The sequence below is a fragment of the Mycobacteroides immunogenum genome (assembly GCF_001605725.1).
Lineage (GTDB): Bacteria > Actinomycetota > Actinomycetes > Mycobacteriales > Mycobacteriaceae > Mycobacterium > Mycobacterium immunogenum.
Window position 1 is genome coordinate 4838098 of record NZ_CP011530.1, and the last position, 26726, is coordinate 4864823.

Here is a 26726-nt window from a genome sequence, read left to right on the forward strand (position 1 = left end):
CCCTAACGCTCCAGCGGAGAGTGTCGCCGAACTTTGCGGTCCGGCACCCCGTTCGGCCCGCTCGTGGACAAGGCGTAGGTACCTACCGCAAAGGCCGCTGCCGGGCCGTTGATCCCCAGCGCCGTCTTACCCACATTGGCGAGGGTGTCCTTGGGACCGTGGTAGTTGGGGTCGAACGGCTGACCCGCGCGCCCTTGCCACGTCTTGGCTTCCGGACCGCTCATCCTGTCCAGCGCACCTGAGCTGAGTCCACCGACGGGGATACCCGCGGCCATGAACGGCCCGTAATCGGATCTGCCGCTGAACTCCTCGGCGGCGGGGCGCTTGCCCGCCAGGTTGAGATATCCGGCGAAAGTGCGTTCAATGCCGGCGGACCCCTCGGGGACGTCCAGCGGCGGCCGGCTCGCGTCCGGTTTAGCGGCCGACTGGTCACCATCGAGCACGAAGTACCCGGCGTTGGGGGAACCGAGCATGTCGAAGTTCAGATACAACGCGATGTCGTTGAGTTCTTCGGGGCTGCGATTCTTGGTGTAGTCGAGCGATCCCGCGAGCCCATCCTCCTCGGCGGTCCAGAACGCGAATCTGACGGCGTTGTTGACCACCGGCTTCGGCCCAAGCTGCAGCGCGGTCTCCAAGACCGCCGCCACTCCGGTGCCGTTGTCGTTGATGCCGGGTCCCTTCAACACGCTGTCCAGATGAGCTCCGGCGAGCACCACATTGGCGGGATCACCCGTCGCGGTCTGCGCGATGACGCTGCGCGAGCGCACCTTCGCGACGTTCATATCCAGCACCAGAGTTACCGGTGACGAATTGCGGCGCAGCAGGGTGTCGACCCCCGAGTCGATGATTCCCACCGGGATGTTCAGCTGCTCATAGTAATTGGGGGTGAACAGACCCTCGCCCGCGCCGGCCTGCATGGCCACCAGCACCGCCGTGGCACCCTTTTCCTTCGCAACATTGTGCTTGTCGACCACCGAGCACCCGGTGCCGTCAACGACCGCAATCTGGCCATCCACCTTGAGCGTGCCGTAGTCGGACGCGGCACAGCCACTGGCCTTGCCCGACGGGCGAATGATGTTGGCCTTGAGGCCGCCTTTGGGCGTCTGCGCGAAATACGATGCCTGATCCAACGCGTAGGGACGGCCGCCGATATCGACCAGCGGCTTGCCCTCGCTGAGCACCTTGAGTCTGGAGAGCTCAGGTGTCTGAACCTCGAACCCCCGGTCTTTCAATGCCTTTGTCACATAGTCGGCGCTGGCGTCGTAACCCGGTGTGCCCTCGGCCCGATTTCCGCCATTCGCGTCGGCCACCTGCTGCAGCTGCTGCAGGTGAACCATCATCGCGTCCACCGTTACCGAACGCGCAAGATCGGCCGCGAGATTCGGGTTGGGCGCAGGCGGCGCACCGGCACCCGGCGTCGCCGGGTGCGCACAGCAGCTCGCGACCGCCGCAATCGCGAGTAGGGCGCAACCGCGCGCTAGCCCCCGGGCGCGAAACAACGCCATCAAATAAACCTCAACGGAACCTCTTTGGTGACCAGTGGACGTGTGCGAATCGAGCAATCGCACACGCTACCGCACCAGCGTTGATTCCCAAGGTCTTTGGAAAGCGTTGCAACGAACCTGTTACCCCAGCTTCGGCCGAGCGCGGCCAGGCGCCGCCCGGAGTCGTTAGCTCTTCAGTTTGTGGCGAGTGCGATCCTCGTGAACCGGAACGCCATTGCGTCCGTCGATGCTCTGCGCGTACAGCCCGATGGTGTACGCGACGCCGCCCGCGTTGATCTTGAGGGCGTCCTTGTTCACATTGGCTAAAGTATCGCCAGCCTGGTGGTAGTTCGGGTCGAACGGCTCGCCGGCCTTGCCGCCCCAGTCCTTGGCTTCCTCTGCCGACATCTTGTCTTCGGCCCCGGAGAAAATGCCGCCCGTCGGAATGCCCGCCCGGCTGAACGCGTCGTAATCAGAGCGGCCGTCGTAGCCGGTGTCATGCGCCTTCTTGCCTTGCTCCGCCAGGTAGGCGACCTCTGTCCGCTCGATACCTGCCGATCCTTCGGGGATGCGCACCGGAACCTCGTTCGGGTCCGGCTCATCGGACTGATCGCCGTCATAGGTGAGGTACGCGGCGTTCGGCGAACCGAGCATGTCGTAATTCAGATACAGGGCAATATTTTTCAGCGCATCCACATCGAGCGACTTGACGTAGTCGGTGGAGCCGATCAGTCCCTCTTCTTCCGCGCCCCAGAACGCGAATCTGACAGCGTTCTTGACCTCCGGGCTTGGCCCTAGCTGCAAGGCGGTCTCCAGCACGGCCGCGGTACCCGAGCCGTTGTCGTTGATACCCGGCCCCTCGGGGACGCTGTCCAGATGCGCCCCGACCATCACGACATCCGTTGTGGCACCCGTCTTGGTCTGGGCAATCACATTGCGCGCCTTGACGTCCTTGGTCTCGGCATCCACGTTCAGGACGACCTTGTCCGGGTGCTCACGCAAGTCGGCACCGACGGATTTCGTGACGCTCACCACCGGGATCTTCGGACTGGAGTCCTCACCCAGGGTGCCGCTTGCCTTGTTCTCGTCGACGTTGTCCGCGATGATCACGGCGGCCGCACCACGCTCGGCGGCGACTCTCTCCTTATCGGCGAACGGGCACGATCCGCGGTCCACCAGGACCACCGCGCCCTTGATATCGAGCCCGTCGTAGTCCTCGACCGTGCAACCGGGCGATTCCTCTGCCCGGGCCGGCACAAGCCGTCCCTCGACCCGGCCACCCGGTGAGTACGACAGCACCCCGGCGTCCACCTTCTTGGCTCCGACCGTCAGATCAAGGGACTTGGCCTGGAAATCCTTGAAACTGAATTCCGGAGTCTGTACGTCGAATCCCTTGTCTTTCAAGGCCTTCACCACGTAGTCCACGCTCTGATCGAATCCGGGTGTGCCCGCCGCCCTGGTATTGCCGTTTTTGTCGGCGATCTCCTGCAGGGCCGAGAGGTGTTTCACGACATTGTCGACGGTCACCTTTTCATGCAGCGAATGCGCGAAACCGATGGCTTCTTGAGATCCGGCCTGGGGCGCCGAACGAGGCACCTCCGCGCCATCCCGGTCGCACGCCGTCACCGTCGCCAACGCGCATGCCGCGGACACCGCGACCGCATACAGAACCCGATTGGTCGCCATCTGCTCTCCCTTGTCCCGACCTAAACGTCACGTCGCTGCACCACAACCAGCGCTGTGACGAGCGTGATGACAACCACGGTAGCAAAGTAGATGAGCGATCCAGTGGCGTCCCAGACGAAGCGGACGCCATCCGAGGTGTACCAGGGCACCCCGGTAAACCGGATGCCATTTGCGAAAGGAAGGAAGGGCTGCAACGCCTTTCCGGCATCAGTGAGCCAGCCCAGCATCAGTTCAAGGACCGTCGGCCACAACAGAAGTACCGCAACAGCGCCCGCGGTGTGCCTCAGCAACACACCTACGGCCACCGCCAGCACGGCGCACAAAAACGCGTACACGGTCACGGCGCCGATCGTGTTCCACACGCCGGTGCCATCCAGCGCCAGATTCGCCCCGGCCACGGGTCCAGCCATCGCCCCCACCAAGGCGATCGAGACAAACGCGGTGACCGCGGTGACCACCGCCACCCAGCATCCCGCCACCAGCGCCTTGGCGCCGATCACTCGCAATCTGTTGGGCGTGGCCTGAAAGGTCGTCCGCACCATGGCGGTTCGGTTCTCATTGGTCACCGTCATCGCGGCCAACACCATGAGCAGGGGCACCCCCACCAGCGTCGCCCCACCGGCGGCATCGCCGGGAGAGATGGGTGAATAGATCGAGGCCGATCCACCCTGCAGGCCGGCCAGCCCCACACCCAGCGCCAGCGCCAGCAGGCTGCACCAGACCGCGGACCGCGACGTGCATACCTTGATCCGCTCAGCAGCGACGACACCCATCAGCGCGTGCCCTCCGCGTCTGCCGGCGCACCGGTCGCTCTTCCCGCGGGCGGCTCGTCGAGCTGGCTGCGGTACTGCACCGCGTCCTCGGTCAACGACAGATACGCGTCTTCCAATGAAACTCGTTGCGGAGAAAGCTCGTACAACGTGACGCCGAGACGCGCGGCAAGTTCGCCGATCTGCTCGATGAGAGCACCACTTATTTCCAGCACGCCCTGCTCCCCTGTGCGTTCGGCACCCACCACCGAGAAACCACTTTCCTGCGCCGCCGACCGCAGGGTGTCGATCTGTGGGCTGCGCACCCGCACCACATCGGCGCCCGCACGACTCACAAACTCATGCATCGAGGTCGCCGCGATGAGCCGCCCGCGACCGATGACCACCAATTGATCTGCCGTATTGGCCATTTCCGAGAGCAAGTGACTGGAGACCAGCACGGTGCGCCCCTGCGCCGCCAGGCTCTGCATCAACGTGCGGATCCAGTGGATGCCTTCGGGATCCAGACCGTTGACCGGCTCGTCGAACAGCAACACCTTGGGATCGCCGAGCAATGCGACAGCAATACCCAACCGCTGCGACATGCCCAGTGAGAAGGTGCCGGCATGACGGTTGGCCACGTCGGTCAGCCCGACCATCTCCAGCACCTCATCTACCCGCTGGGACGGGATGTCGTTGGCGGCGGCGATCCACCGCAGATGGTTGCGCGCCGAACGATTGGGATGAAACTGCTTGGGATCCAACAGTGCGCCGACCTCCCGCAACGGATGGTCGATCTCGTGATACTGCTTGCCGCCGATCGTCGCCGTGCCCGAGGTGGGGCGGGCCAGACCGACGATCATCCGCAACGTGGTCGACTTCCCCGCTCCATTGGGTCCGAGGAACCCGGTCACGACGCCCGGCTCAACGGTGACGGAGAGGCCGTCGACCACCGGAGTCTGGCCATAGACCTTGGTCAGCGACCGCAGTTCGATCATGCGGCCCACTATGCCAGCTATGGCATAGCGCGACGGTCCGGCGCCGGGCTCGAGGCCTGGGCCCAGAAACGTCGCGGGATACGACCGGCATGACGCGCGAGGTGTCCGGCGGTCACCGCCGCCGCCATCGCCGCGGCCATGCGTTCTGGATCGGCGGCGCGGGTCACGGCGGTCGCCAGCAGGACGGCGTCGCAGCCGAGTTCCATCGCCAGCGCGGCATCACTGGCGGTCCCGATGCCCGCGTCGAGAATCACCGGAACACCCGCGGCAGCCACAATCATCTCGATGTTATGTGTGTTGGTGATGCCCAGCCCTGTTCCGATGGGTGCCCCTAGCGGCATCACCGCGGCACACCCCACGTCTTCCAATCTGCGGGCCAGCACCGGATCGTCGGTCGTATAGGGCAGTACCACGAAGCCGTCGTCGACGAGCTGCTCGGCCGCCCGCACCAACTCAACCGCGTCCGGCAGCAGCGTGCGCTCGTCGGCGATGACCTCCAGCTTGATCCAGTTGGTCTCCAGTGCCTCGCGCGCCAGCTGTGCCGTCATCACCGCCTCCGCCGCACCGCGGCATCCGGCGGTGTTCGGCAACGGCACGATGTCGAGCCGCTTGAGCAGATCCAGCACACCGGTGCCGCCGGCGGCGTCGACACGCCGGATCGCGACAGTGGTCAGCTCGGTGCCGGATGCCACCAGGGCCCGCTCCAGGATGGAGAGATTGGCGGCACCCCCGGTGCCCATGATGAGCCGGGACCCGAAAGTCCGGCCCGCGATACAGAGCGCCTCGCCCTTATCCACTGTGCTTATCCTCCTTGCACCGCGGTGACGATTTCCACGTTCGCGCCAACGGAAACCACGGTGTCCCAATCGGATTTGGGCACCACCGTGTGATTGATGGCCACGGCGATCCCGGATTCGGGAAAGCCCAGCTGCTCAAGCAGCTGCCAGATGTTCGCGCCGTCGGTGACTTCGCGCGCATCACCGTTTATCTGAATATTCATCGGGTCTCCTGACTGGCTCTGCTCACACTGTGCGCCTCTTCAAACCGGCGGGGGTCTACGGCGGCCGGCGACTCGCCACCGTCAAGGACTGTCCCGATCGTCTTCGCCGTCCACGGCGCGAGCAGGAAACCGGAACGGCCATGCCCGGCGGCGGTAATGACACGATCGTCGAGCCTGCCCACCATGGGCAGATTGTCATCGGTCATCGGTCGCAGGCCCGCAGCACATTCGGCGAATTCGTATTCGCCCAGACACGGCAACAACGTGCACGCGTCATCAAGCAGATCCCGCACCCCGGCAACGGCGGGCGCGGTGTCGTGCCCGTGTTCATACTGTGTGGCGCCGACCACGACGCCGTCTTCGCGGGGAACCAGGTACAGGTGCCGTCCATGCACCCGGGCCCGGATGACATGCACCGGCGGCGGCATCGCGCCGGGTCGCCGTCGCAGCCGCAGCACTTCCCCCTTGACCGGGCGAACCGGCAGATCTGCCAGAGCGGCCGCCTGCACCCCGTTGGCGATCACCACCTGATCGGCATCGACATCACCGATATGGACGACCGGAGGGCCCCAAACCACACCCAGTGCCAGGCATTCGGTGGTGAGCACCTGTAGCACCTTGCGGTTGTCGACGGAGAGTTCGTCGGGTGCGGTGAAACCGCGCCGGATGTTCTGCGCCAGCATCGGCTCGATATCGCGGGCGTGGGCGGTCTCCGTGATCGCGTGTCCGCGCCCGGCCAGCCACTCCGTCATGGTGCGCAGCTCACCGGCGTCGGCGGTATCCACCGCCACCGTGAGTGAACCCCGCGCGGTGATCACTGGGTTTTCCAGGTCATCGATGAACCCGTCCCGCCAGATGCCCAGGGACTCGATTCCCAGGTCCAGCAGGTCGTCCTCACCCGGCCATGCCTCGCTGTACGGCGCGAGCATGCCACCGGCCACCCACGACGGACCCTTGCGCCCGTCGTCGTAAATGATGACCTGCCAACCTCCCCGGGCAGCCTCTCGTGCCACGGACAGCCCAATGACCCCGCCGCCGATGACGGCGACCGAGCCTTTTTGAGACGACATCACAATCGGAGCCAACTCCCTTCGCCGGCATGACCCGGATCAGGTACGACGGTCAGGGCCGGAATCCTTGGCCCACTCTCAGCCCCGACATCCCGGGGCTCCCGCGTTACTTACCCCTACAACGCTAGCGTCTTCGACTATGCACCCGCGTTCGGCCCGGCTTGAGTCCGCCCACCTGTACCTCTGCACCGATGCGCGCCGGGAGCGCGGCGACCTCGCCGAGTTCGTGGACGCTGCCCTGGCCGCAGGGGTGGACATCGTGCAGCTGCGGGATAAGGGATCGGCCGGTGAAAAGCAGTTCGGCCGGCTCGAACCGACCGAAGAACTCCAGTACCTGGCGATTCTGGGCGAAGCCGCCGCACGTCATGGCGCACTGTTCGCCGTCAACGACCGCGCCGATATCGCCCGGGCGGCCGGCGCCGACATCCTGCATTTGGGCCAGGACGACCTACCCCTGGCGGTGGCCAGGGAAATCGTCGGACCGGATGTGCTGATCGGCCGCTCCACGCACGACGCCGAACAGGCCGCCGCAGCAGCCGGCGATGACCAGATCGATTACTTCTGTTGCGGGCCGTGCTGGCCAACACCCACCAAGCCGGGCCGCACCGCGCCCGGCCTCGGGTTGGTGCGGGCGGCGGCGGACCTCGGGACCACCAAGCCCTGGTTCGCGATCGGCGGAATCGACCAGGCACGGGTGCCCGAGGTGCTCGAAGCCGGGGCCTCGCGGATCGTGGTGGTGCGGGCGATCACCGCGGCGGCAGACCCGCGTGAGGCCGCGGCCTCGCTGCGCGACCCGGTGCGCCGAGCGCATAACGCGCGCGGGTAGATCACCGAAACCACTCGCGTCCGGCCCGCTCGGCGCGACGGATCAGAGCATCGGCGCGTCAAAGATCTGGGCCGGGACATCCGGATACTTGGCCCGCCAGCCCTCCCACGGCACATCGGTGGGGCCGATCGCGCTCTCCACGATCGTCCACTTGGGACCGATCTTTCGTAGCAGCGCGTCATAACGCTTCGACGCACCGCCGTTGGCGGCCGCCTCGGCGAACGGCGTCCCGCTGTAATCGATGGGCTGACCGTCGGTGTCCTGCAGTTGGCCGTCGACGAATGCCCAGTCGCCGTCGCGGTTGAAAACCCGCACATCGATCTTGACCGGTTTACCCAGTTGCGCCTCGACACGCGCGAGGGCCGTCGCCACCACCTCGTTCCGGTCACCCGGCCCACTCTCGGAGCTCTCCGCGCCGCAGGCACCCAGCAGCACACTGGTGATCATTGCCAACACCAGAAGCAGTCCACGCATGGGTAGAACGCTACGGCAGCTGCCAGGCAAAACGGCCGGATTCGAGCTCGACGGTGCCCGCGCCGGTGAAGCCGTTCGGCGCCCCCGGCAACGTTTCGACGACTCGTAGCAGCGGCCAAGACGATTTGAAGCCGGGATGTAGGCGCATTCCCTCGATTTTTTCCTCGGGTACCCAGCGCAGTTCGGTGCTCTCCTGGTTGGCGGCCGTCGGCAACAATTCGGCGGCATCGGCGATCACCGTGGTGTAAGTCCAACGCGCCTGACCATCAATGCGTTTCGTCACCACCGAGGACCGGACGGTGGCCGCGCCGGGGTCGATCCCCGCCTCTTCGGCCGCTTCGCGCAGCGCCGCCTCCTCGGCGGACTCATGGCTGTCGCGCGCACCTCCCGGCAACGCCCAGGTGCCCCCCTGATGACTCCACCACGCACGATGTTGCAGCAGCACAGCGGGTTGGCCATTCGGTAGCGGCGCCCGCAGCAGCAACCCGGCCGCGCCGTAACGTCCCCAGAATCGCGCGCCGGTGTCAGCGACAACCCATCCGTCACCGTCGCCACGCACAGAGTCCACAGTAGAGCCACCGAAACCTAAACATGCTCTTAGACTTCCTGTTAAGGCCGGGAGAGGAAGGGTAGAAGGTTGACTGTCGGGACGACGCGGTTAGCGCACCCGTCGACCGAGCCCGTCGGCGCGACGACGAGGATCGTGCCAGCTCATCCGTGGTGGTGGTTTCTCAAATCCACACCCGGCAAGATTCTGATGCTCGGTATCGCCCTCGCCGCTGCCGGCGTGCTGTCCGCGGTGGCGACCTCGGCGAGCGTGCAGGATCGGCAACAGGCTCTCAGCACCGTGCTCAATCACACCGAACCACTCGCCTACTCGGCCGGGCAGCTGTACAGCACGCTGTCGATTGCCGATGCCGCGGCGACCACCGCCTTCATAGCGGGCACCGAGCCGCAAAGTGTGCGGGAACGGTACGAGCAGGCAATCACCGACGCCTCTACCGCGCTTGTCGCGGCGTCCAGCGGACTCACCGACAGACCGATGCAGGAGCTGCTCAGCAGAATCAATGCCGAGCTATCGGTCTACACCGGACTGATCGAGACCGCCCGCACCAACAACCGGGCAAGCAATCCGGTGGGCGCCTCGTATCTGAGCGAAGCCTCGGCACTGATGCAGCGCACGATCCTGCCCGACGCGCAGCGTCTGTACGAAGAAACCTCGAATCGCGTCGACCAAGAGACCAGCGCGTCGACGCGGGTGCCTTTCCCCGTGATCCTGATCGTGCTGAGCACCATCATCGGCGGAGTCTTCGGGCATCGCTGGCTGTCCAAGAAGACGCGGCGCATGATCAACCCCGGCATGCTGGCCGGCGGTTTGGCCCTACTGCTTATGGTGGTTTGGGTGGGTATCGCGTTAGCCGTCTCGGCCTCGTTGGGCACCGAGGCACGCAATGGTGGCGCCCACTCGCTGAAAACCATCACCCAACTGGTCATCTCGGCCCAGCAGGCCCGCGCCGACGAGACGCTCGCACTCATCCGCCGCGGCGATGAGAACGTCCGCAAGAAGTCGTACTACGACCGCGTCGACGACATGGATCGCAAGATAGGCGAGTACCTGTCGAATCCGGACGCCATCGCGCGCGCGGACCTGGAGCACGCACAGCAGCTGCTCGTCCGGTGGCGGCAGGCCGATGACCGGATCAACGCCTATATCGGCGTGGGCAACTACCAGGCCGCCACCCAGGTGGCACTCGGTAGCAGTGACTCGGATTCGACGCCCGCCTTTGACAGTCTCGACGCGTCATTGCGCAACGCCGTTCAGGACAGTCGCCGCCAGCTCCGCTCGGGAGTTCTCAACGCCGAACGCGCGCTGACGTTGTCGTCTGCGGGTGCGCTGATTCTCACGATGGGCGGCGCCATATGCGTGGGCGTCGGTCTGTGGCCGCGACTGAGTGAGTACCGATGATGCGATTGGTGACGCAGCGTACGGCGCGCAGGCTCGGGGTCCTCGCGCTTGCCGCCGCGCTGTTGGCCGGGTGCTCGACACCCGAGAACTCCACGCCACTGCCCCAGCTGACGGTGCCGCGGCCGACACCCGCGGAAATGACGGAGCAAGAGCCCAACCGCGCGGTGCTGGACAAGGTCGACACCTCGTGCGACCCCACGGCGAGCCTGCGCCCCACCAACGACAAGGCCGCCAACGACGAGGCGGTTGCGGCCATCCGCAAGCGCGGGCGGCTGGTTGTCGGATTGGACATCGGAAGCAACCTGTTCAGCTTCCGTGACCCGATCACCGGGGAGCTGACCGGATTCGATGTCGATATCGCCGGAGAGATCTCCCGTGACATCTTCGGCACCCCCGAACGGGTGGAATACCGGATTCTGTCGTCGGCGGATCGCATCGCCGCACTGAAGAATTCCACGGTCGATATCGTGGTGAAAACCATGACCATCACCTGTGCACGCCGTAAGGAGGTCAACTTCTCGTCGGTGTATTTGATGAACTACCAACGGATCTTGACGTCCCGCGACTCGGGTATCACCAACGCGCAGGATCTTTCCGGCAGACGTGTGTGCGCCGCGCGGGGCACCACGTCACTGAATCGGCTCTCGCAGATAACTCCACCCCCGGTGATCATCTCGGTGGTCACCTGGGCCGATTGCCTGGTGGCACTGCAGCAGCGGCAGGTCGACGCGGTCAGTACCGATGACTCGATCCTCGCCGGCCTGATGTCCCAGGACCCCTACCTGCACATCATCGGGCCGAACATGAGCGACGAGCCCTACGGCATCGGCATCAAGCTGGAGAACACCGATCTGGTTCGCTACGTCAATCGCACCCTCGAACGCATCCGGCGCGATGGAACGTGGAACGCTTTGTACCGCAAGTGGTTAAGTGTGCTGGGGCCCGCCCCCGCACCGCCGAGCGCAAAGTACCGGGACTGATGAGCGAAGCTCCCGAGGAACCCGACGAACTGGCCGGCGCCGTATCCGCGGACGAGGGCCCGGGCACCCAGCCCGCGTCCCTGGCCGACCTGGACATCGACTCCGCCTCGACGATGCGGCCCATGTCGACCCGGGCGGTGTTCCGCCCGCCGGACTCCACCCAGCCCGCGACGCAACCCACCACCCAACCCGAGGTCCGCGCCACCACCACGCGGGTACTGCTCTCCCCCACCCGGCGCCTGGGCGGTGGTCTCGTCGAGATCCCGCGTGTTCCGGAGATCGACCCGCTGGCAGCGTTGATGACCAATCCGGTCGTCGAGGAATCCAAACGGTTCTGCTGGAACTGCGGCAAGCCCGTCGGACGTTCCGGCCAGCAACCGGGCGACGATCAGCCGGCACAGAGCGAGGGCACCTGCCCCGCCTGCGGCTCCAGTTTCTCGTTTCTGCCGCAACTGAATCCGGGCGACGTGATCGCCGGGCAGTACGCCATCAAGGGCTGCATCGCCCATGGCGGATTGGGATGGATCTACCTGGCGGTGGATCGCAATGTCAACGATCGCCCGGTGGTGCTCAAGGGCCTGGTGCACTCCGGTGACGCCGAAGCGCAGAACATCGCGATGGCCGAGCGGCGCTTCCTCGCCGAGGTAGCGCATCCGTCGATCGTGAAGATCTTCAACTTCGTCGAACACCCGGACCAGCACGGCAATCCCGTCGGATACATCGTGATGGAATATGTCGGTGGCACCTCACTCAAGCAGCCGAAGGGGAGCGCCCTTCCCGTCGCGCAGGCCATCGCCTACATGCTGGAAATCCTGCCCGCACTGGGCTTTCTGCATTCGGTAGGGCTCACTTACAACGACCTCAAGCCCGAGAACATCATGGTCACCGAGGAACAGCTCAAACTCATCGACCTGGGCGCGGTCGCCTCGATCAACGCCTACGGCAACCTGTATGGAACACCCGGCTATCAGGCACCCGAGATCTCCAAGACCGGCCCCACCGTCGCCTCGGACATCTACACCGTGGGACGCACTCTCGCGGTGTTGACCCTGCGCATGCCCACGCGTAAGGGCCGGTACAAGGACGGGCTGCCCAGCGAAGACCCGGTGCTGGCCAAATACGACTCGTACCACCGCTTTCTGCGCCGCGCCATCGACCCCGATCCCAGCGCGCGCTTCCGCAGCGCCGAGGAGATGGCCACGCAGCTGGTGGGTGTGCTGCGTGAAGTGGTGGCGCAGGATTCGGGCACGCCCCGGCCCGGTATGTCCACGCTGTTCAGCCCGTCCCGGTCGACGTTCGGCGTCGATCTGCTGGTGGCACACACCGACGTGTACGTCGATGGTCTGGCCCACCCACCAAGCCTGACGGCCCCCGATATCGTGACCGCCCTTCAGGTTCCGCTGCTGGATCCCACCGATGTGGGTGCGGCGATCCTGCAGGCCACCGTGTTGAGCCAGCCCATACAGACACTGGAATCATTGAAGGCGGCGCGCCTGGGACGCATCGACGCCGACGGCGTAGACCTGACCGAATCCGTCGAGCTGCCGCTGATGGAGGCGCGCGCACTCCTGGATCTGGGCGATGTCGCGAAGGCCAACAGCAAGCTCGACCAACTCGAAGACCGGGTGGGCACGCCCTGGCGGCTCACCTGGTATCGCGGCATGGCCGCACTGCTCAACGGCGACTACGACCAAGCGACAAAGCATTTCACCGCTGTCCTGGACTTCCTGCCCGGTGAGATCGCCCCCAAGATGGCGCTGGCCGCGACCGCCGAACTGGCCGGCGATGAAAAGAACCTGGACCTGTACCGCACCGTGTGGTCCACCGACAACAGCGTCATCTCGGCGGGTTACGGGCTCGCCCGCACCCTCGCCGCACGCGGAGAACGGGCAGAGGCGGTGCGCATGCTCGACAACGTGCCACCCACCTCACGCCATTTCACCACCGCGCGTCTCACCAGTGCGGTGACCCTGCTCTCGGGCCGCACGCTCTCTGAGGTCACCGAGGACGATATTCGCGAGGCCGCGCGTAGGGTCGAGGCGTTACCCGAGACGGAACCGCGGGTGCTGCAGATCAGGGCGCTGGTGCTCGGCACGGCGCTGGACTGGATCAAGACCAATCATTCCACCGGACACCACATTCTGGGGGTGCCGTTCACCAAACGTGGACTGCGCCAAGGAGTTGAGCGGTGCTTGCGGGCACTGGCCCGCCGGGCCACTGAACGCGCGCACCGTTACGCGCTGGTCGACCTGGCCAACGCGACGCGGCCGACCTCTCTGCTCTGACCCTTCCGCACCGGGGTCAGATGGCTTCCACCGCGGCGCGCGCGATCGCCAGCTCCTCGTTGGTGGGCACCACCAGTACCGTCACCCGCGACGTATCGGTGGAGATACGCCGGGCCGCACCGGAGCGCACCTGGTTTCGTTCGGCGTCGAGCTCGATGCCGAACACCTCCAGGCCCGCCAGGGCGTCGGCCCGCAACAGCGCGTCGTTCTCCCCCGCTCCGGCGGTGAACGAGATGACGTCAGCGCCACCCAATGTCGCGATGTAGGCGCCGATATATTTGCGCAGCCGGTGCACGTAGACGTCGTAGGCGAGCTGCGCCGCGGCGTCTCCGGCATCGATCAACCGGTGCACCTCACGAAAATCGTTGGCACCACATAGTCCAAGCATGCCGGAGCGCCGATTGAACACCGTGTCGATCTCATCGATGCTCATGCCGTGGCGCGCGAGATGGAAGACGATGCCTGCGTCGATATCCCCGGTGCGGGTGCCCATCACCAGGCCCTCCAGCGGTGTCAGACCCATCGATGTCTCTACCGCCCGGCCGCGCAGAATCGCCGACGCCGACGCTCCGTTGCCCAGATGCAGCACGATCTGGTTGATGTCGGCATACCCACGCCCCAGGAATGCCGCGGCCTGCTGTGAGACATATTGGTGCGAGGTGCCGTGGAATCCGTAGCGCCGGATGCCAAATCGCTCGGCGACGTCACGATCGAGCGCGTAGATGGCCGCAGCGGGCGGCAGGCTGTAGAAGAACGCGGTGTCGAAGACCGCCACCTGCGGAACGTCGGGCAGGAGCCGGCGAGCCACCTCGATGCCCTGCACACCGGCCGGATTGTGCAGCGGCGCCAGTGAAGACAGTTCAGCGATCTGCGCGACCACCTCATCGTCGAGCACCGTCGGCTCGTGGAACTTCTGTCCGCCGTGCACCACGCGGTGGCCCACTACCACCACATCGTCGGTGTCGATGGAGTCGAAAACCAGCCGCAGCGCCTCTTCGTGGTTGGGGATCTCTTCCTCGCCGATGCGCTCCACCAGCCCGTGCGCGTCCACCCGACCCGAGCCCGGTTCGATGAGCTGATATTTCACCGAGGACGAACCGCAATTGAGAACCAATACTGACCCGCCGGTGCTCACGCTTGTGCCCTTTCTTGTGCCTGGATCGCCGTGATGGCAACGGTATTCACAATGTCCTCCACCAGCGCACCACGCGAGAGGTCATTGATGGGTTTGCGCAGCCCCTGCAGCACGGGGCCGATGGCGATGGCACCGGCGCTGCGTTGCACCGCCTTGTAGGTGTTGTTTCCGGTGTTGAGGTCCGGGAAGATCAGCACCGTCGCACGGCCCGCGACCGGGGAATCGGGCATCTTGGTGGCCGCCACCGACGGCTCGACGGCCGCGTCGTACTGTATCGGGCCCTCGACCAGCAGCTCGGGCTGCCGGGAACGCACCAATTCGGTTGCGATACGCACCTTTTCCACATCGGCGCCGCTACCGGAGGAACCGGTGGAGTAGGACAGCATCGCCACCCGTGGATCGATGCCGAACTGCGCGGCAGTGCGCGCCGAGGAGATGGCGATATCGGCCAGCTGCTCGGAGGTGGGGTCGGGCACGATGGCGCAGTCCCCATAGGCCAGCACCCGATCGGCCAGGCACATCAGGAAGATGCTGGACACCGTCGAAACATCGGGATTGGTCTTGATGATCTCGAACGCCGGGCGCACGGTGTGCGCAGTCGTGTGCGCCGCGCCCGAGACCATGCCGTCGACGATGTCGTTGTACACCAGCATGGTGCCGAAGTACGAGACGTTGCGCATGATCTCGCGCGCCCGATCCGGGGTCATGCCCTTGTTCTTACGCAGCTCGAAATACTGATCCGCGAACTGCTCGGCGAGTTCACTGGTCTTGGGGCTGACCACCACTGCATTCGAGATGTCGACGCCGAGTTCGGCAGCACGAGAACGAATCTCGGACTCCTCACCCAGGATGGTGAGGTCCGCCACCTGCCGTTGCAGCAGTCGGCCGGCGGCCTTGAGGATTCTGTCGTCGTCTCCCTCGGGCAACACGATCCGCTTGCGGTTGTCGCGCGCCCGGTCCAACAGCTGGTACTCGAACATCTGCGGTGTGGTGACCGAAGGTATCGGAATAGCAAGCTGGGCGATGAGATCCGCACCATCCACATATCTGTCCATCAACGCGAGCGCGGTATCGATCTTGCGCGCCGAGGCAACGGTGACCCGTCCACGAGCATGGGCCGCGGCGCTGGCGGTCTCGAACGTGCCCGAGTCGGTCGCGATGATCGGCAGCCGCAACCCGATGCCGTCGACCAGGTCCGCGATCCGCGGATGTAATTTGAGTCCGCCGTTCAAGATGATGGCGGACAACGACGGAAAGCCCTCTGCCACATGGGCGCTAGCCACGGCCAGGAGCACGTCCGAGCGGTCCGCCGGGAAGATGACCGCCTGCCCCTCCTTCAGCCGCTCCAGGCAGTGTTCGGCCGTCATGCCCGCCACCATGAAGCTGGTGGCCTCGCGCGAGAGCAGCGCCTCGTCACCGCTGACCAAAGAACCCTTGACCGCCTTCATGAGTTCTTCGACCGATGGCGAGACCAACAGCGGCACCTCGGGTAGCACCCAGGCCGGCTTGCCGAATCGCGACAGCGCCTGACGCACCTCGTCCAGCTGGTCGGGGTCGCACCGGTTGGCGACGATGGCGGCGGTGTGCGCGCGTTGCGCCTTGAGTTCGCCGAGGCAGACCTCGGCCAGCGCCGCCACCTCCTCGGGGGTCCTATCGAATCCCTTGATGGTCAACAGGACCGGCGCGCCGAGGTTGACGGCGATGCGAGCATTGGTGCTCAGCTCGCTGGGACTGGCGACATCGGTGTAGTCACTGCCGACGATCACCACGGCATCGCAACGCTCGGCGACCGCGTGATACCTGTCCACGATCTGGGCGATCGCCGCATCCGGGTCCTGGTGTACGTCGTGGTACGAGACGCCCAGACAGTCCTCGTACGCGATATCGGCGGTGCTCTGCTCCAGCAGCAATTCCAGGATGTAGTCCACGCCTTCCCCGGATCGCGCGATGGGACGGAACACACCCACACGCGCCACCGACGCGGCCAGCCGATGCATCACGCCCAGGGCCACCGTGGACTTTCCGGTGTCTCCTTCGGGCGAGGCAATGTAGATACTCGATGCCTTGGGCTGGGTCATGCGCGCCTTTCTACGCTGGGGAATCGCAGCGTGAGGATCTTGAACGGTCGTAGTGCCAGGTGAATCTCGTCTCCGTTGAAACTAACAGTGCCGGATTCGTCTATCGGACGCTCCAGCAGGTCGGTGACGATCGGCTGCCGGTGAGTAAAGTTGGTGCGCACCGTGGTCTCGGCTCGCCCGCCGCGAGATTCGTAGAGCCGCACCACAACATCACCCGAACCGTCCAGTGCCAGCTTCACCGATTCCACGACCACGGCCGGGTTGTCCAGGATCAGCAGCGGTTCGACAGCGTCTGCGGCACCGTCCACCACACGCGGGTCGAGGTTGCGGCGGTACCCCTCCTGCACCGCGTCACCGATGGTGGCGCCGGGCCGTACCGAGAACCTCAGCCGGTGACGTCCCTGGTCGCATTCGGGGTCAGGGAAAAGCGGCGCGCGCAACAGAGACATCCGCACCATGGTGGTGGACCCGTGCCGGCTGATGTCATGCCCGTAGGTCGAGTCGTTGGCGACCGCCACCCCATAGCCGGACTCACCCACATGCACCCAGCGGTGGGCGCAGATCTCGAACTTGGCCTCATCCCAGGAGGTGTTGGCGTGCGTGGGCCGGTACACGTGGCCGAACTGGGTTTCCGACGCACTGCGATCGGCGTGTACGTCGAACGGGAAGGCCAGCTTGAGCAGCTTCTCGGACTCGTGCCAGTCGATGTCGATATCGATGTCGAGCACCGGCGAATCTTGCTGCAACGTAATCCGTTGTACAACACGTGATTTCCCGAAAGATCGTTCGATGACCACTGCGCCGTCGGTGATCGTGACCGAATCAGCCGAGGTCAGATTGGTGACGGTGTTGCGGTAGAAACCGTCGATATCCCAAGCGTCCCATTGGTTGGGTGTGTCACGGTGAAGCTGCAACAGATTGCCGGGCGCACCCATGGCCTCGCGGCCGGTGGCCGTCTCGACCAGAGATGTCAGCAGGCCATCGGCATCGAAGGTGGCCGCGAGAATCCCGTTGTCCAGCCGGAAGCCGTCCGGCACCGACGTGGGGGTGACCAGGTGTGGCTGCGTGGCGACGGCCGCGCCCAGCGCGGGTACCCCGTCGCGGGCGTGTGGTGCGGCGTTGAAGACCACTCGCCGGTCGCCGGTACCGGCCAGCGCGCGGGTCGCGGCCTCGATGATGGCCGCAAGCCGGGTGGCGATGGCCGCGTAATTACGTTCGGCGTCCTTGTGCACCCAGGCGATGGAGCTGCCGGGCAGGATGTCGTGGAACTGCTGCAGTAGCACCAGCTTCCAGATCTCGTCGAGTTCGGCGTACGGATACTCGAAGCCGGTGCGCACCGCGGCCGTGGCCGCCCACAGCTCAGCCTCGCGCAGCAGGTGCTCGCTGCGCCGGTTGCCCTGTTTGGTGTTGGCTTGCGAGGTGTAGGTGCCCCGGTGCAGTTCGAGGTAGAGCTCGCCTGACCAGCGAGGCGGATTGGTGTATTCGGCCTGGGCGGCGGCGAAGAACTGCGCCGGCGTGCCCAGGGTGACCGTCGGCGACCCTTCCAGAGATTGCTTTCGTGTGGCATAGGCCAGCATTTCGCGGGTGGGGCCACCGCCACCGTCACCGTAGCCAAAGGGCACCAGCGACATGGTGCCCGCGCCGGAATCGCGATAGTTGCGCTGCGCGTGAGCAAGGTCGCCGCCGCCCAGGTCCGAGTTGTAGGTGTCGACGGGCGGGAAATGCGTGAACACCCCGGTGCCATCGATGCCCTCCCAGATGAAGGTGTGATGCGGCATCCGGTTGACGGAATTCCATGAAATCTTTTGCGTCAGAAAATACTTCGATCCGGACGCGGCGACGATCTGCGGCATGGCCGCCGAATAGCCAAACGAGTCGGGCAGCCACACCTCCGGGGTGTCGATGCCGAACTCGTCCAGGAAGAATCGCTTGCCAGCCACGAACTGTCGGGCCATCGCCTCGGCACCCGGCATGTTGGTGTCGGCCTCGACCCACATGCCGCCCACCGGAATGAACTGCCCGGCGGCGACTTTCTCCTTGATGCGGGCGAACAGAGCGGGGTACGCGTCCTTGATCCACGCGTACTGCTGCGCCGAGGAGCAGGCGAACCGGAAGTCCGGATTCCGGTCCATCAGGTCGACCATGTTGGAGAATGTGCGCGCGCACTTGCGGACCGTCTCGCGCACCGGCCACAGCCACGCGGAGTCGATGTGTGCGTGTCCGACCGCGGTGATCCGATGGGCACTGGCATAGGCGGGACGCGCCAGCACCTCGGCAAGCTGGTCACGCCCCGCGGCCGCGGTGCCCGCGAGGTTGTCCGGATCCACCGTGTCCAGCATGCGTTCCAGGGCGCGCAGGATCTCGTGGCGGCGCGGCAGATCCTCGGGAAGGGTATGCATCAGCCCGTCCAGCGTGGCAATGTCCTGCTGCAGCCCCCACAGGTTCAGATCCCGCAGCGCGAGGTCGATACCGCCGAGCCGGTACAGCGGATCCGCTCCGCTGGTGTCCTTGTCTCCCAAGGGCATCGGCGACCAAAAGTACTTACCGATATCCGGATTGGCGGCCGCCTCGATATAGAAGTCGACGGGCGAGTCCGGGTCGTCGATGGGCACGAAGGCGTTACGCGGCGCGATCCCCTTCACCACGGTGCCGTCAGGCCGGTACACCAGTCCCTCGGCGTTGAACCCCGGCCCACCGGTGAAGCCCAGCTCGACCCGCATCTCGGGGACACCCTCGGTGCGGCTGCGCCACGGCGACGGAACGGTGCCCGTCACATGCAGCCACAGGGTTGACCACGGCGGCCCCCATGGGGTTCCCGGGGTGATCGGGCCGAAGTTCTGCGTCACCGCTTCGGCGAACGGCACCGGTTCTCCGGGCACCGCCCAGGCCGTCACCGTCAGCGGCGCCGACTCCACGTAGATGGCACAGCTGAGCCGCTTGTCGACGAAGCGCCGAATGCGATCCTCAACGATTCGCCGGTCGTCATGCATGGGCTTCCTCCGGCTCCGTTATCCACGCGCTGAACACAGGCATTCCACGCCATGCCGGTGGTCCGTCGTCGCGTGCGGCGCAGGCCAGCACGACGTAGGGGCGGTTGAAACGCAATTCGATCCGCCGCACCAACACCTCGCGGAAGGACGGCATGCCCGCCGCACGCATCCCGATCACCGACACCGCAGCGGCCTTGAAGCCACTCCGAGTGTACGAGGCCACTGCGGACTGCCGCACCGCGAAGTTCACCGGCCTGTCGTCGGGCCGGGCGAAGGTAGCGAGCGCCTGCAGGACGGGCTCGACACCGGGCGCATTGGCCAGATCGTGATCGCTCCGCGCCGACCACGCGGGCAGATACGACTGCCACTGGAGCAGTCGTTCCGGCCCACCCGATCGCTGCTCGCGCCGTTCGGTCACCGTCCAGGCGTGCCCGTCGATCAGCTCGGCCTCCGGTAGCGGCCGCGCCGCTTGCTCGTCGCCGGCCAACGCCGCCGCCACTTGATGGGCGGCAACATCCACCCTGTCCGCGGGCACTCCGGGGGCCGCGATCACACTCAAAACCTGTAGTGCCGAAGAGGTTTCCGGCGCTGCCACCGCCACCTGTCCGGCGGCATCCGTCTCGAACACCCCATGGAATCCGCTACGAAACGTCAGCGACCGCTTGATCTTCTGGCCGAACTCTCCGCCCAGCTGCTCATCCGCGTCCAATGGTGTTGTCCAACTGATGTCGGTTGCCAGCGCCGAGACAAGCAGCAGCCGCGTCAAATGATCGATCCGCGCCGGAAATTCGCCGATCAACCCGCGGGTGTGGTCATACGCCCACCGGTCCGCATCAGCCTTGCTCGGGATCGGCCCCCGCTGCACCGATTCCGGCAGCGTTTGGGTCCACCGGTCGAATGCCGCTCCGAGTTCGCGATCCCACACCGCTGCCGCAGTCAATACCGCTGGATGTGGGTCGTGCACCAATACCGCCGCGCGCGCCGCCGCGTCATCGACAGTGGTCCCCAGCACTGTTTCGAGGTCCTGACGATGAGCGCCCTGAGTCGCCGGGCCGACCAGCGCCAGCAACAGCCACAACCCCAACGGGGACGCCACACCATGTGCACGGAGCAACGACGGGTTGAACCGCGCAGCGTACGCGGAAACCAACGCCGTTGTACCAATGCCTGGCATGTCCGAACTCTATCGGCTAACTAAATCGCTCTAGACACTCTCGCCGAGACGGACCGTCACCGTCACGCGACCGTTGGCGTCTTTTCTTGCGGTTCCGTATCCGGGCACGTCAACCCCATTGAGCCGAAGCTGCAACGGCCTGCCCTCACCGAGGAAGTTGCGCCACCAGGTCTTGGACTCGGGGATGCCGACCCAGATGACGATGTCGTCTCCCGAGCGCCAGTAGTTGACCGGCGTGCTGAAGATCTGCCCCGACCGACGGCCCGTGTACGTGACCACCGTGAAGTATCGGCCCGCCAGGCTGCGCAACCCTGGCACGTTCAACGCCACCACCGGCACGGTGTTCACCGCGTCGATGAAGCGTCGAAGTAGGGAGCTCATGGGTGCCTAGTGAACTTGACGCAGGCGCTCATCCGAGCTTTCGGAGACGCGGCTCGAGGTCTGTCTTGAACAGCTCGAGGAAACGCTTCTGGTCATGGCCGGGCGAGTGGAACACCAGGTGGTTCAGGCCCCAGCCCACGTAGTCGGCGACCTTCGCGACAGCCTCGTCCGGGTCGGAGGCGACGATCCAGCGCTTGGCGACCTGCTCGATGGGCAGCTCGTCGGCGGCACGCTCCATCTCGATCGGGTCGTGGATGCTGTGCTTCTGCTCGGGGGTCAGTGACAGCGGCGCCCAGAAGCGGGTGTTCTCCAGCGCCTTCTCCGGATCCGGGTCGTAGGAGATCTTGATCTCGATCATCCGGTCGATGTCGTCGAAGGAACGATCCGCGGCGGCTGCCCCCTCTTTCACGGCGGGGATGAGCTTGTCCTTGTACAGCTCCTCACCCTTCCCGGAGGTACAGATGAATCCGTCGCCGGCCCGTCCGGCGTACTTGGCGACGACGGCGCCACCGGCGGCGATGTAGACGGGAATCCCGCCCTCGGGCACGTCGTAGATGGCGGCGCCCTGGGTGCGGTAGTACTCGCCCTCGAAGTCGACACGCTCACCGGTCCACAACTCACGCATGAGCCGAACCGACTCACGCAGCCGCGCGAAACGCTCCTTGAACTCCGGCCATTCGCCGATGAAACCGGTGGCGATCTCGTTGAGCGCCTCGCCGGTGCCCACACCCAGGAAGATGCGGCCCGGGTACAGGCATCCCATGGTGGCAAAGGCCTGGGCGGTGACGGCCGGGTTGTAGCGGAACGTCGGGGTCAACACCGAGGTGCCGAGCTGCAGACGCTGGGTGCGCTCACCCACGGCTGTCATCCAGGCCAGCGAGAACGGGGCATGGCCGCCGTTGTACCGCCAGGGCTGAAAGTGATCGCTCACGGTGGCGCTGTCGAAACCGTGTGACTCGGTGGCGACCGCCAACTCGACGAGCTCACGCGGCGCGAACTGCTCCGCCGATGCCTTGTAACCCAGCTTCAGTTCTCGTGCCATGCCAACCACACTACTTCCTGCGATTTGGGTGCATCTAGGTGCGCTGAGCGCACACAAATGCACCCAAATCGCATTAAGTTGAGACCATGGTGGAGATCACCCAGGTCAGCGACGCCGTCCACGTGGTCAACGGAGAAGCCGTCAATTGGGTGATCGCCTCGGACGACTCGGGCATCACCCTCTTCGACTCCGGCTACCCGGGCGATCGCGACGACGTGCTGAAATCGATTGCCGCGCTGGGGCATAAGCCGCAAGACGTGCGCGCCGTGGTGCTTACGCACGGGCATATCGATCACATGGGGACCGCGATCTGGTGGGCCGCCGAACACGGCGTCCCGGTGTATGCCCACACCGCCGAGTTGGGCAACGTCCGGCGCGACTACGTGGACCAGGCCGCGCCCCTCAAGGTGGTGCTCAATCTGTGGCGGCCCGGGTGGCTGCCATGGGTCATCCACGCCATGCGTCTCGGCGCGGGGGTGCGTGACGGGATTCCGACGGCCGCCCCGCTCGGTCCCGAACTCGGCGATCTGCCGGGTGCGCCTGTCCCCATCCCCACCCCCGGACATAGCGGCGGGCATTGTTCGTTCCTGGTCGCGGACCATGTGCTGGTGGTCGGCGATGCCATCATCACCGGTCACCCGATCGCGACGCGTTCCGGGCCACAACTGCTGCCCACTCCGTTCACCAAGGACATGGAGCAGGCACGCCGCAGCGCCGAGGCGCTCGCCGATGTCGACGCCGACGTGCTGGCCCCCGGCCACGGCCCCGCATGGATCGGGTCACTGCGCGACGCGGTCGACATCGCCCTGAGCGAGTGAGTTGATGGGGTCGAGCCCCAGGTGATCGCGCAGCGTCTCGTGCTCGTATTCGGTGCGGAAGGCGCCGCGCTCCTGTAGCAACGGCACCACGGAATCCACGAAGTCGTCGAGCCCGGCCGGCGTCAGATGCGGTACCAGGATGAAACCATCGCAGGCATCGGCCTGGATGTACCGATCCACCTCGGTGGCCACCTGCGACGGAGTGCCGATGAACTGCTGGCGCGAGGTGACCTCCTTGATCAGCTCGCGGATCGACAGCTTCTTGGCCTCGGCGATCGCCCGATACTTCGCCGCGATCTCCCGGGGATCACCGTGCCGGGCCTTGCCCCGGGTGATCGAGGCGTCGCCCGTGGGATCGACATCCGGCAGCGGGCCATCCGGGTCGTATTCGGAAAGGTCGCGACCCCAGACCTGCTCGAGATAGGCGATGGCGGTTTGCGGCCCCACCTGCTGATCCCGGATGTACGCCGCCTTCTCAACCGCTTCCTGTTCGGTGTCACCGAGGACATAGGTGACACCCGGAAAGACCTTGAGCTGGTCAGGGTTTCGCCCGTGCGCGACAGCTCGGGCCTTCACATCCGCGTAGTACTTCTGCCCCGCCGGAATCGACGAATGGATGGTGAACAGGGCATCCGCGTGCTTGGCGCCGAAGTCGCGTCCGTCCGCGGAATCCCCTGCCTGCAGCAGAACGGGATGGCGCTGCGGGGATGCCGGGGCCGTCGCGACGCCGCGGACGGTGAATTGCGGCCCCCGGTGGCTGACGAGACGTGGTTCACCCGCCACCTCCCAGCTGTCCCAGAACTTGCGCGCCACGGTGATGAATTCCTCGGCACGGTGATACCGGTCGGCGTGGTCCAGAAATCCGCCACGCCGGAAATTCTCGCCGGTGAACGCGTCGGAGGAGGTGACCATGTTCCAGCCGGACCGCCCATCGGACAGATGATCCAGGGTGGCGAATTGCCGTGCCACATTGAAGGGTTCGTTGAACGTGGTGTTGATCGTGCCCACCAGCCCGAGCCGATCGGTGACGGCACCGAGGGCCGCGAGCACCGTGAAGGTGTCGGGCCGCCCGACGACATCGAGATCGTAGATCCGGTCGCGGTGTTCACGAAGGCGTAGCCCCTCGGCCAGGAAGAAGAAGTCGAACAGCCCGCGCTCGGCGCTACGTGCCAGATGTACGAAGGAATCGAAGTCGATCTGGCTGCCGGAGGCGGGATCGGACCACACGGTGGTGTTGTTGACCCCCGGAAAATGCGCCGCGAGGTGAACAGGCTTGCGGTCCTTGCCTTCTCGTACCTGAATTGCGCTGGTTTGATCGCTCATCAGATCAGCCCCCATTCCTTGGCGATCAGCTCGTAGGACCTGCGCCGATCCTCATGCCGGTGGGTGATGGACGTGATGACCAGCTCGTCGGCGCCGGCAACCCGGGCCAGCGTGTCCAGCCGCTCGGCGACCTGTCCGGCGTCACCCACGAACTGGGTGAGCACCCTGTCCTCCGAGTACAACCGCTCCTCATCGGTAAGCGGTTGTGCACCATCGGGATTGGGGTACGGGATGGCGCCATTCCCGGACCGGATCGAGTGCACCCAGCGGCCAAAGGTGCTGGTGAGATGGCGGGCGGTGGCCTCGTCGTCGGCGGCTACCGCGTCCGCCGAGACGATGACGTACGGCTCGGCCAGCGCCGACGAGGGCTGAAACGCGTCGCGATAGGCCTGCACGGCCTCCAACGTCGACCATGGGGTGACGTGGTAATTCGCCACGAATGGCAGTCCGCGACGCGCGGCGACCTGCGCGGACTCGCCCTTGCTTGATCCGAAGAGCCAGAGCGGCAGATCGGCGCCCTCACCCGGGCGGATGTGCAGCGCAACACCTTCCGGGCTGACATAGCTGCCGTCGAGGAATGCCTGCACATCGGCGACCTGCTGGTCGAAGTCCGCGACGTGCGCGCCGGGCTGCTGCAGCGTGGCGACGGTGGCCCGCAGCTTCGGGTTGTCCTTGATGCCGAATTCGGCGGGAGCCTGCGGAATGAACAGCCCATCGACCTCGTGGGCCGGTGCGGGTTCGGGTTTCTGCTCGTTTCCGGCCAGCCGGTCCCTGAGGCGATGACCCGTACGTCCGAGCCCCAGGTCGATGCGCCCCGGGTACAGCGCGTCGAGAATCCCGAAGCTCTCCACCACCGCGGCGGGTGTGGTCGAGGCGATTTGCACAGCGCCGGCACCCACCCGGATCCGGCGGGTGGCCGCGGCGATATGCGCGATGACCAACGCGGGAACCGTACTCGCCACGGCGACGAAGTGGTGCTCGGCGAACCAGTAGCGGCGATACCCCCACTGTTCGGCATGCTGGGCCAGGTCGATCGAATTACGCAATGCCGTAGCGGCATCGGATCCTTCGCTGACCGGTGAGAGGTCAAGAACCGAGAGTGGAACGTTCATGCCGACTTCCTTGCATAGCGGTTGGTGGCGGCGGGTAGGCCCAGCCGTTCGCGCAGGGTTCTGTTGTCATACTCGGCGCGGAAACCCAGGTGGGCCTGAAGAAGAGGCACTAGTTCGTCAACTATGACCGGAATATCGAGCGCGTTGACGGCAGGGCGCAGTCGCACGCCATCGATCCCCCACTCGTGCCAGCGGGCGATGAGCTCGCCCAACTCGGGCGCGTTACCCGTGAATATCGCGGCATCGGAATGAAATTCGCTCTCACGGCCAAACGAGACCACCAGATCGGCGAGCACCTTGATCGTGCGATGGCCTGCCGTGTTGTGTAAGCGGGCCGGAATCTCGGCGGCTGAGGCCCCGTCGTGCGGGGTGACAAAGATGACGTCGGCATGCTTCGCGGCGAAGGCCTGCCCGGGCCGGCTACGCGCCAGTGCGGCCACCACCGACTGCCCCTGCGGAGACCTGGGGGTGATGGAGGGCCCCTTGACCGAGAAGAACCTGCCCTCGAAATCGATGTAGTGCAGCTTGTCCCTGTCGATGAAACGTCCCGTCGCCAGGTCCCGTATCTCGGCGTCGTCCTCCCAGCTGTCCCACAACCGTCTGACCACTTCCACCGCATCGGCGGCCTCATCGAGCAGGTCTTGCAGCGGCAACACCTTGGTGCGCCCGAAGACGTCGGCCTCTTCCTCGGTATCGGCGATGGTCACCTGCCAGCCGGCTCGGCCGCCGGAGACGATGTCCAGGGTCGCGATCGACTTCGAAATGTGAAACGGCTCGTTGTGAGTGGCCGGCGCGGTGGGAATGAGCCCGATGTGGTGGGTCACCGGGGCCACCCGGGCAGCGGTCAGCACCGCGTCGAGACGGCCACCGGGAGTGGGAGCGAACGAATCCTCGAACGTCACGAAATCCAGCAGCCCTTGCTCGGCAAGCTGGACCTGTTGGGTCCAGTACCTGCCGGTCAAGGGCTTGCCAGCCCGCTTATCCGCGTCCGGATGCCAGCCGTGTCCGTCCAAGGCCAAACCGAGTAACACCGAGGAGCCGCCGGTGCGAAGAGGAGGCACATTCGTCACAGCTGGATCAACGCCCACAAGCACGACGATGAGGGCGTTTATCTCACCCTGAAGGAAAGGAACGGCAGCGGCTCTGCCGCCCACC

At 65.6% G+C, this 26726-nt stretch carries 23 protein-coding genes and 1 riboswitch; of the genes, 5 read left to right on the plus strand and 18 right to left on the minus strand.

Features of this window, described 5'->3' with window-relative positions:
• Positions 1-2 precede the first annotated feature (2 nt).
• From ABG82_RS23975 to thiO, 7 genes are all read right to left on the minus strand, one after another.
• Entirely contained in the window at positions 3-1505 is a 1503-nt protein-coding gene (locus tag ABG82_RS23975) for a M28 family metallopeptidase (protein WP_043076777.1), read from the minus strand.
• Between the two features lie 165 nt (positions 1506-1670).
• Positions 1671-3170, minus strand: coding sequence for a M28 family metallopeptidase (locus ABG82_RS23980; protein WP_043076778.1), 1500 nt, complete (start codon positions 3168-3170; stop codon positions 1671-1673).
• A gap of 20 nt (positions 3171-3190) precedes the next feature.
• A complete protein-coding gene (locus ABG82_RS23985) occupies positions 3191-3943 on the minus strand; it encodes an ABC transporter permease (RefSeq protein WP_043076779.1) in 753 nt (250 codons plus the stop codon).
• Positions 3943-4917: an ABC transporter ATP-binding protein gene (locus tag ABG82_RS23990; protein WP_043076780.1), complete on the minus strand. Its 975-nt coding sequence runs from the start codon at positions 4915-4917 to the stop codon at positions 3943-3945. Before ABG82_RS23990 ends, ABG82_RS23985 begins: the two co-directional genes overlap by 1 nt.
• Before the next feature lie 17 nt (positions 4918-4934).
• Positions 4935-5657, minus strand: coding sequence for a thiazole synthase (gene thiG, locus ABG82_RS23995; RefSeq protein ID WP_043076872.1), 723 nt, complete (start codon positions 5655-5657; stop codon positions 4935-4937).
• Positions 5658-5719: 62 nt separating this feature from the next.
• Positions 5720-5917, minus strand: coding sequence for a sulfur carrier protein ThiS (gene thiS, locus ABG82_RS24000; protein ID WP_043076781.1), 198 nt, complete (start codon positions 5915-5917; stop codon positions 5720-5722).
• Positions 5914-6987 (minus strand): glycine oxidase ThiO, encoded by a 1074-nt coding sequence (thiO, locus tag ABG82_RS24005; protein WP_043076782.1) that lies wholly within the window; start codon positions 6985-6987, stop codon positions 5914-5916. Before thiO ends, thiS begins: the two co-directional genes overlap by 4 nt.
• Positions 6987-7102: riboswitch (TPP riboswitch) on the minus strand. Its footprint overlaps the gene before it by 1 nt.
• 24 nt (positions 7103-7126) lie before the next feature.
• Here thiO and thiE point away from each other — a divergent pair.
• Positions 7127-7813 (plus strand): thiamine phosphate synthase, encoded by a 687-nt coding sequence (thiE, locus tag ABG82_RS24010; RefSeq protein ID WP_043076783.1) that lies wholly within the window; start codon positions 7127-7129, stop codon positions 7811-7813.
• Between the two features lie 42 nt (positions 7814-7855).
• Here the strand turns inward: thiE and ABG82_RS24015 are convergent, their stop codons facing one another.
• Complete coding sequence (locus ABG82_RS24015) at positions 7856-8287, minus strand: hypothetical protein (RefSeq protein WP_043076784.1); 432 nt, start codon at positions 8285-8287, stop codon at positions 7856-7858.
• A gap of 10 nt (positions 8288-8297) precedes the next feature.
• Positions 8298-8846: an NUDIX domain-containing protein gene (locus tag ABG82_RS24020; protein WP_043076873.1), complete on the minus strand. Its 549-nt coding sequence runs from the start codon at positions 8844-8846 to the stop codon at positions 8298-8300.
• A 78-nt stretch (positions 8847-8924) separates the two neighbouring features.
• On the opposite strand from ABG82_RS24020, the gene ABG82_RS24025 reads away from it, so the two are divergent.
• The 3 genes from ABG82_RS24025 to ABG82_RS24035 are packed head-to-tail and all read left to right on the plus strand — an operon-like array spanning position 8925 to position 13518.
• Positions 8925-10253 carry a hypothetical protein gene (locus tag ABG82_RS24025; protein WP_043076785.1) on the plus strand — a complete coding sequence of 443 codons (1329 nt, stop codon included), beginning with the start codon at positions 8925-8927 and terminating at the stop codon, positions 10251-10253.
• Entirely contained in the window at positions 10253-11233 is a 981-nt protein-coding gene (locus ABG82_RS24030) for a glutamate ABC transporter substrate-binding protein (protein WP_162269277.1), read from the plus strand. The genes ABG82_RS24025 and ABG82_RS24030 overlap by 1 nt, the downstream gene beginning before the upstream one ends.
• The gene (locus ABG82_RS24035) at positions 11233-13518 is read left to right on the plus strand and encodes a serine/threonine-protein kinase PknG (protein ID WP_043076787.1); all 2286 of its coding nucleotides are present in this window, start codon (positions 11233-11235) and stop codon (positions 13516-13518) included. Before ABG82_RS24030 ends, ABG82_RS24035 begins: the two co-directional genes overlap by 1 nt.
• Before the next feature lie 16 nt (positions 13519-13534).
• Here ABG82_RS24035 and ABG82_RS24040 read toward each other — a convergent pair whose 3' ends face one another.
• Genes ABG82_RS24040 through fgd form a run of 6 tightly spaced genes read right to left on the minus strand, consistent with a single transcriptional unit; the run spans position 13535 to position 22318 of the window.
• A complete protein-coding gene (locus ABG82_RS24040; protein WP_043076788.1) occupies positions 13535-14653 on the minus strand; it encodes an acetate kinase in 1119 nt (372 codons plus the stop codon).
• Positions 14650-16731, minus strand: a complete 2082-nt coding sequence (pta, locus tag ABG82_RS24045; RefSeq protein ID WP_043076789.1) for a phosphate acetyltransferase — start codon at positions 16729-16731, stop codon at positions 14650-14652. Before pta ends, ABG82_RS24040 begins: the two co-directional genes overlap by 4 nt.
• Entirely contained in the window at positions 16728-19721 is a 2994-nt protein-coding gene (locus ABG82_RS24050; RefSeq protein WP_043076790.1) for an alpha-mannosidase, read from the minus strand. Before ABG82_RS24050 ends, pta begins: the two co-directional genes overlap by 4 nt.
• Positions 19714-20895 carry a serpin family protein gene (locus ABG82_RS28745; protein ID WP_043076791.1) on the minus strand — a complete coding sequence of 394 codons (1182 nt, stop codon included), beginning with the start codon at positions 20893-20895 and terminating at the stop codon, positions 19714-19716. The genes ABG82_RS24050 and ABG82_RS28745 overlap by 8 nt, the downstream gene beginning before the upstream one ends.
• A gap of 30 nt (positions 20896-20925) precedes the next feature.
• Positions 20926-21276 carry a PNPOx family protein gene (locus ABG82_RS24060; RefSeq protein WP_043076792.1) on the minus strand — a complete coding sequence of 117 codons (351 nt, stop codon included), beginning with the start codon at positions 21274-21276 and terminating at the stop codon, positions 20926-20928.
• A gap of 28 nt (positions 21277-21304) precedes the next feature.
• On the minus strand, positions 21305-22318 hold the full coding sequence (gene fgd / locus ABG82_RS24065; RefSeq protein ID WP_043076793.1) for a glucose-6-phosphate dehydrogenase (coenzyme-F420): 1014 nt from the start codon (positions 22316-22318) through the stop codon (positions 21305-21307).
• A gap of 86 nt (positions 22319-22404) precedes the next feature.
• Between fgd and ABG82_RS24070 the strand changes: the two genes are divergently transcribed.
• Positions 22405-23136 (plus strand): MBL fold metallo-hydrolase, encoded by a 732-nt coding sequence (locus ABG82_RS24070; RefSeq protein ID WP_043076794.1) that lies wholly within the window; start codon positions 22405-22407, stop codon positions 23134-23136.
• Here ABG82_RS24070 and ABG82_RS24075 read toward each other — a convergent pair.
• From ABG82_RS24075 to ABG82_RS24085, 3 genes are read right to left on the minus strand one after another with little or no spacing between them, the layout of a single operon-like run.
• Positions 23098-24474, minus strand: a complete 1377-nt coding sequence (locus tag ABG82_RS24075; RefSeq protein ID WP_407661843.1) for an NtaA/DmoA family FMN-dependent monooxygenase — start codon at positions 24472-24474, stop codon at positions 23098-23100. The genes ABG82_RS24070 and ABG82_RS24075 overlap by 39 nt on opposite strands.
• Entirely contained in the window at positions 24459-25571 is a 1113-nt protein-coding gene (locus ABG82_RS24080) for an LLM class flavin-dependent oxidoreductase (protein WP_043076795.1), read from the minus strand. Before ABG82_RS24080 ends, ABG82_RS24075 begins: the two co-directional genes overlap by 16 nt.
• Positions 25568-26632, minus strand: coding sequence for an LLM class flavin-dependent oxidoreductase (locus tag ABG82_RS24085; RefSeq protein WP_043076875.1), 1065 nt, complete (start codon positions 26630-26632; stop codon positions 25568-25570). Before ABG82_RS24085 ends, ABG82_RS24080 begins: the two co-directional genes overlap by 4 nt.
• Between the last annotated feature and the right edge of the window lie 94 nt (positions 26633-26726).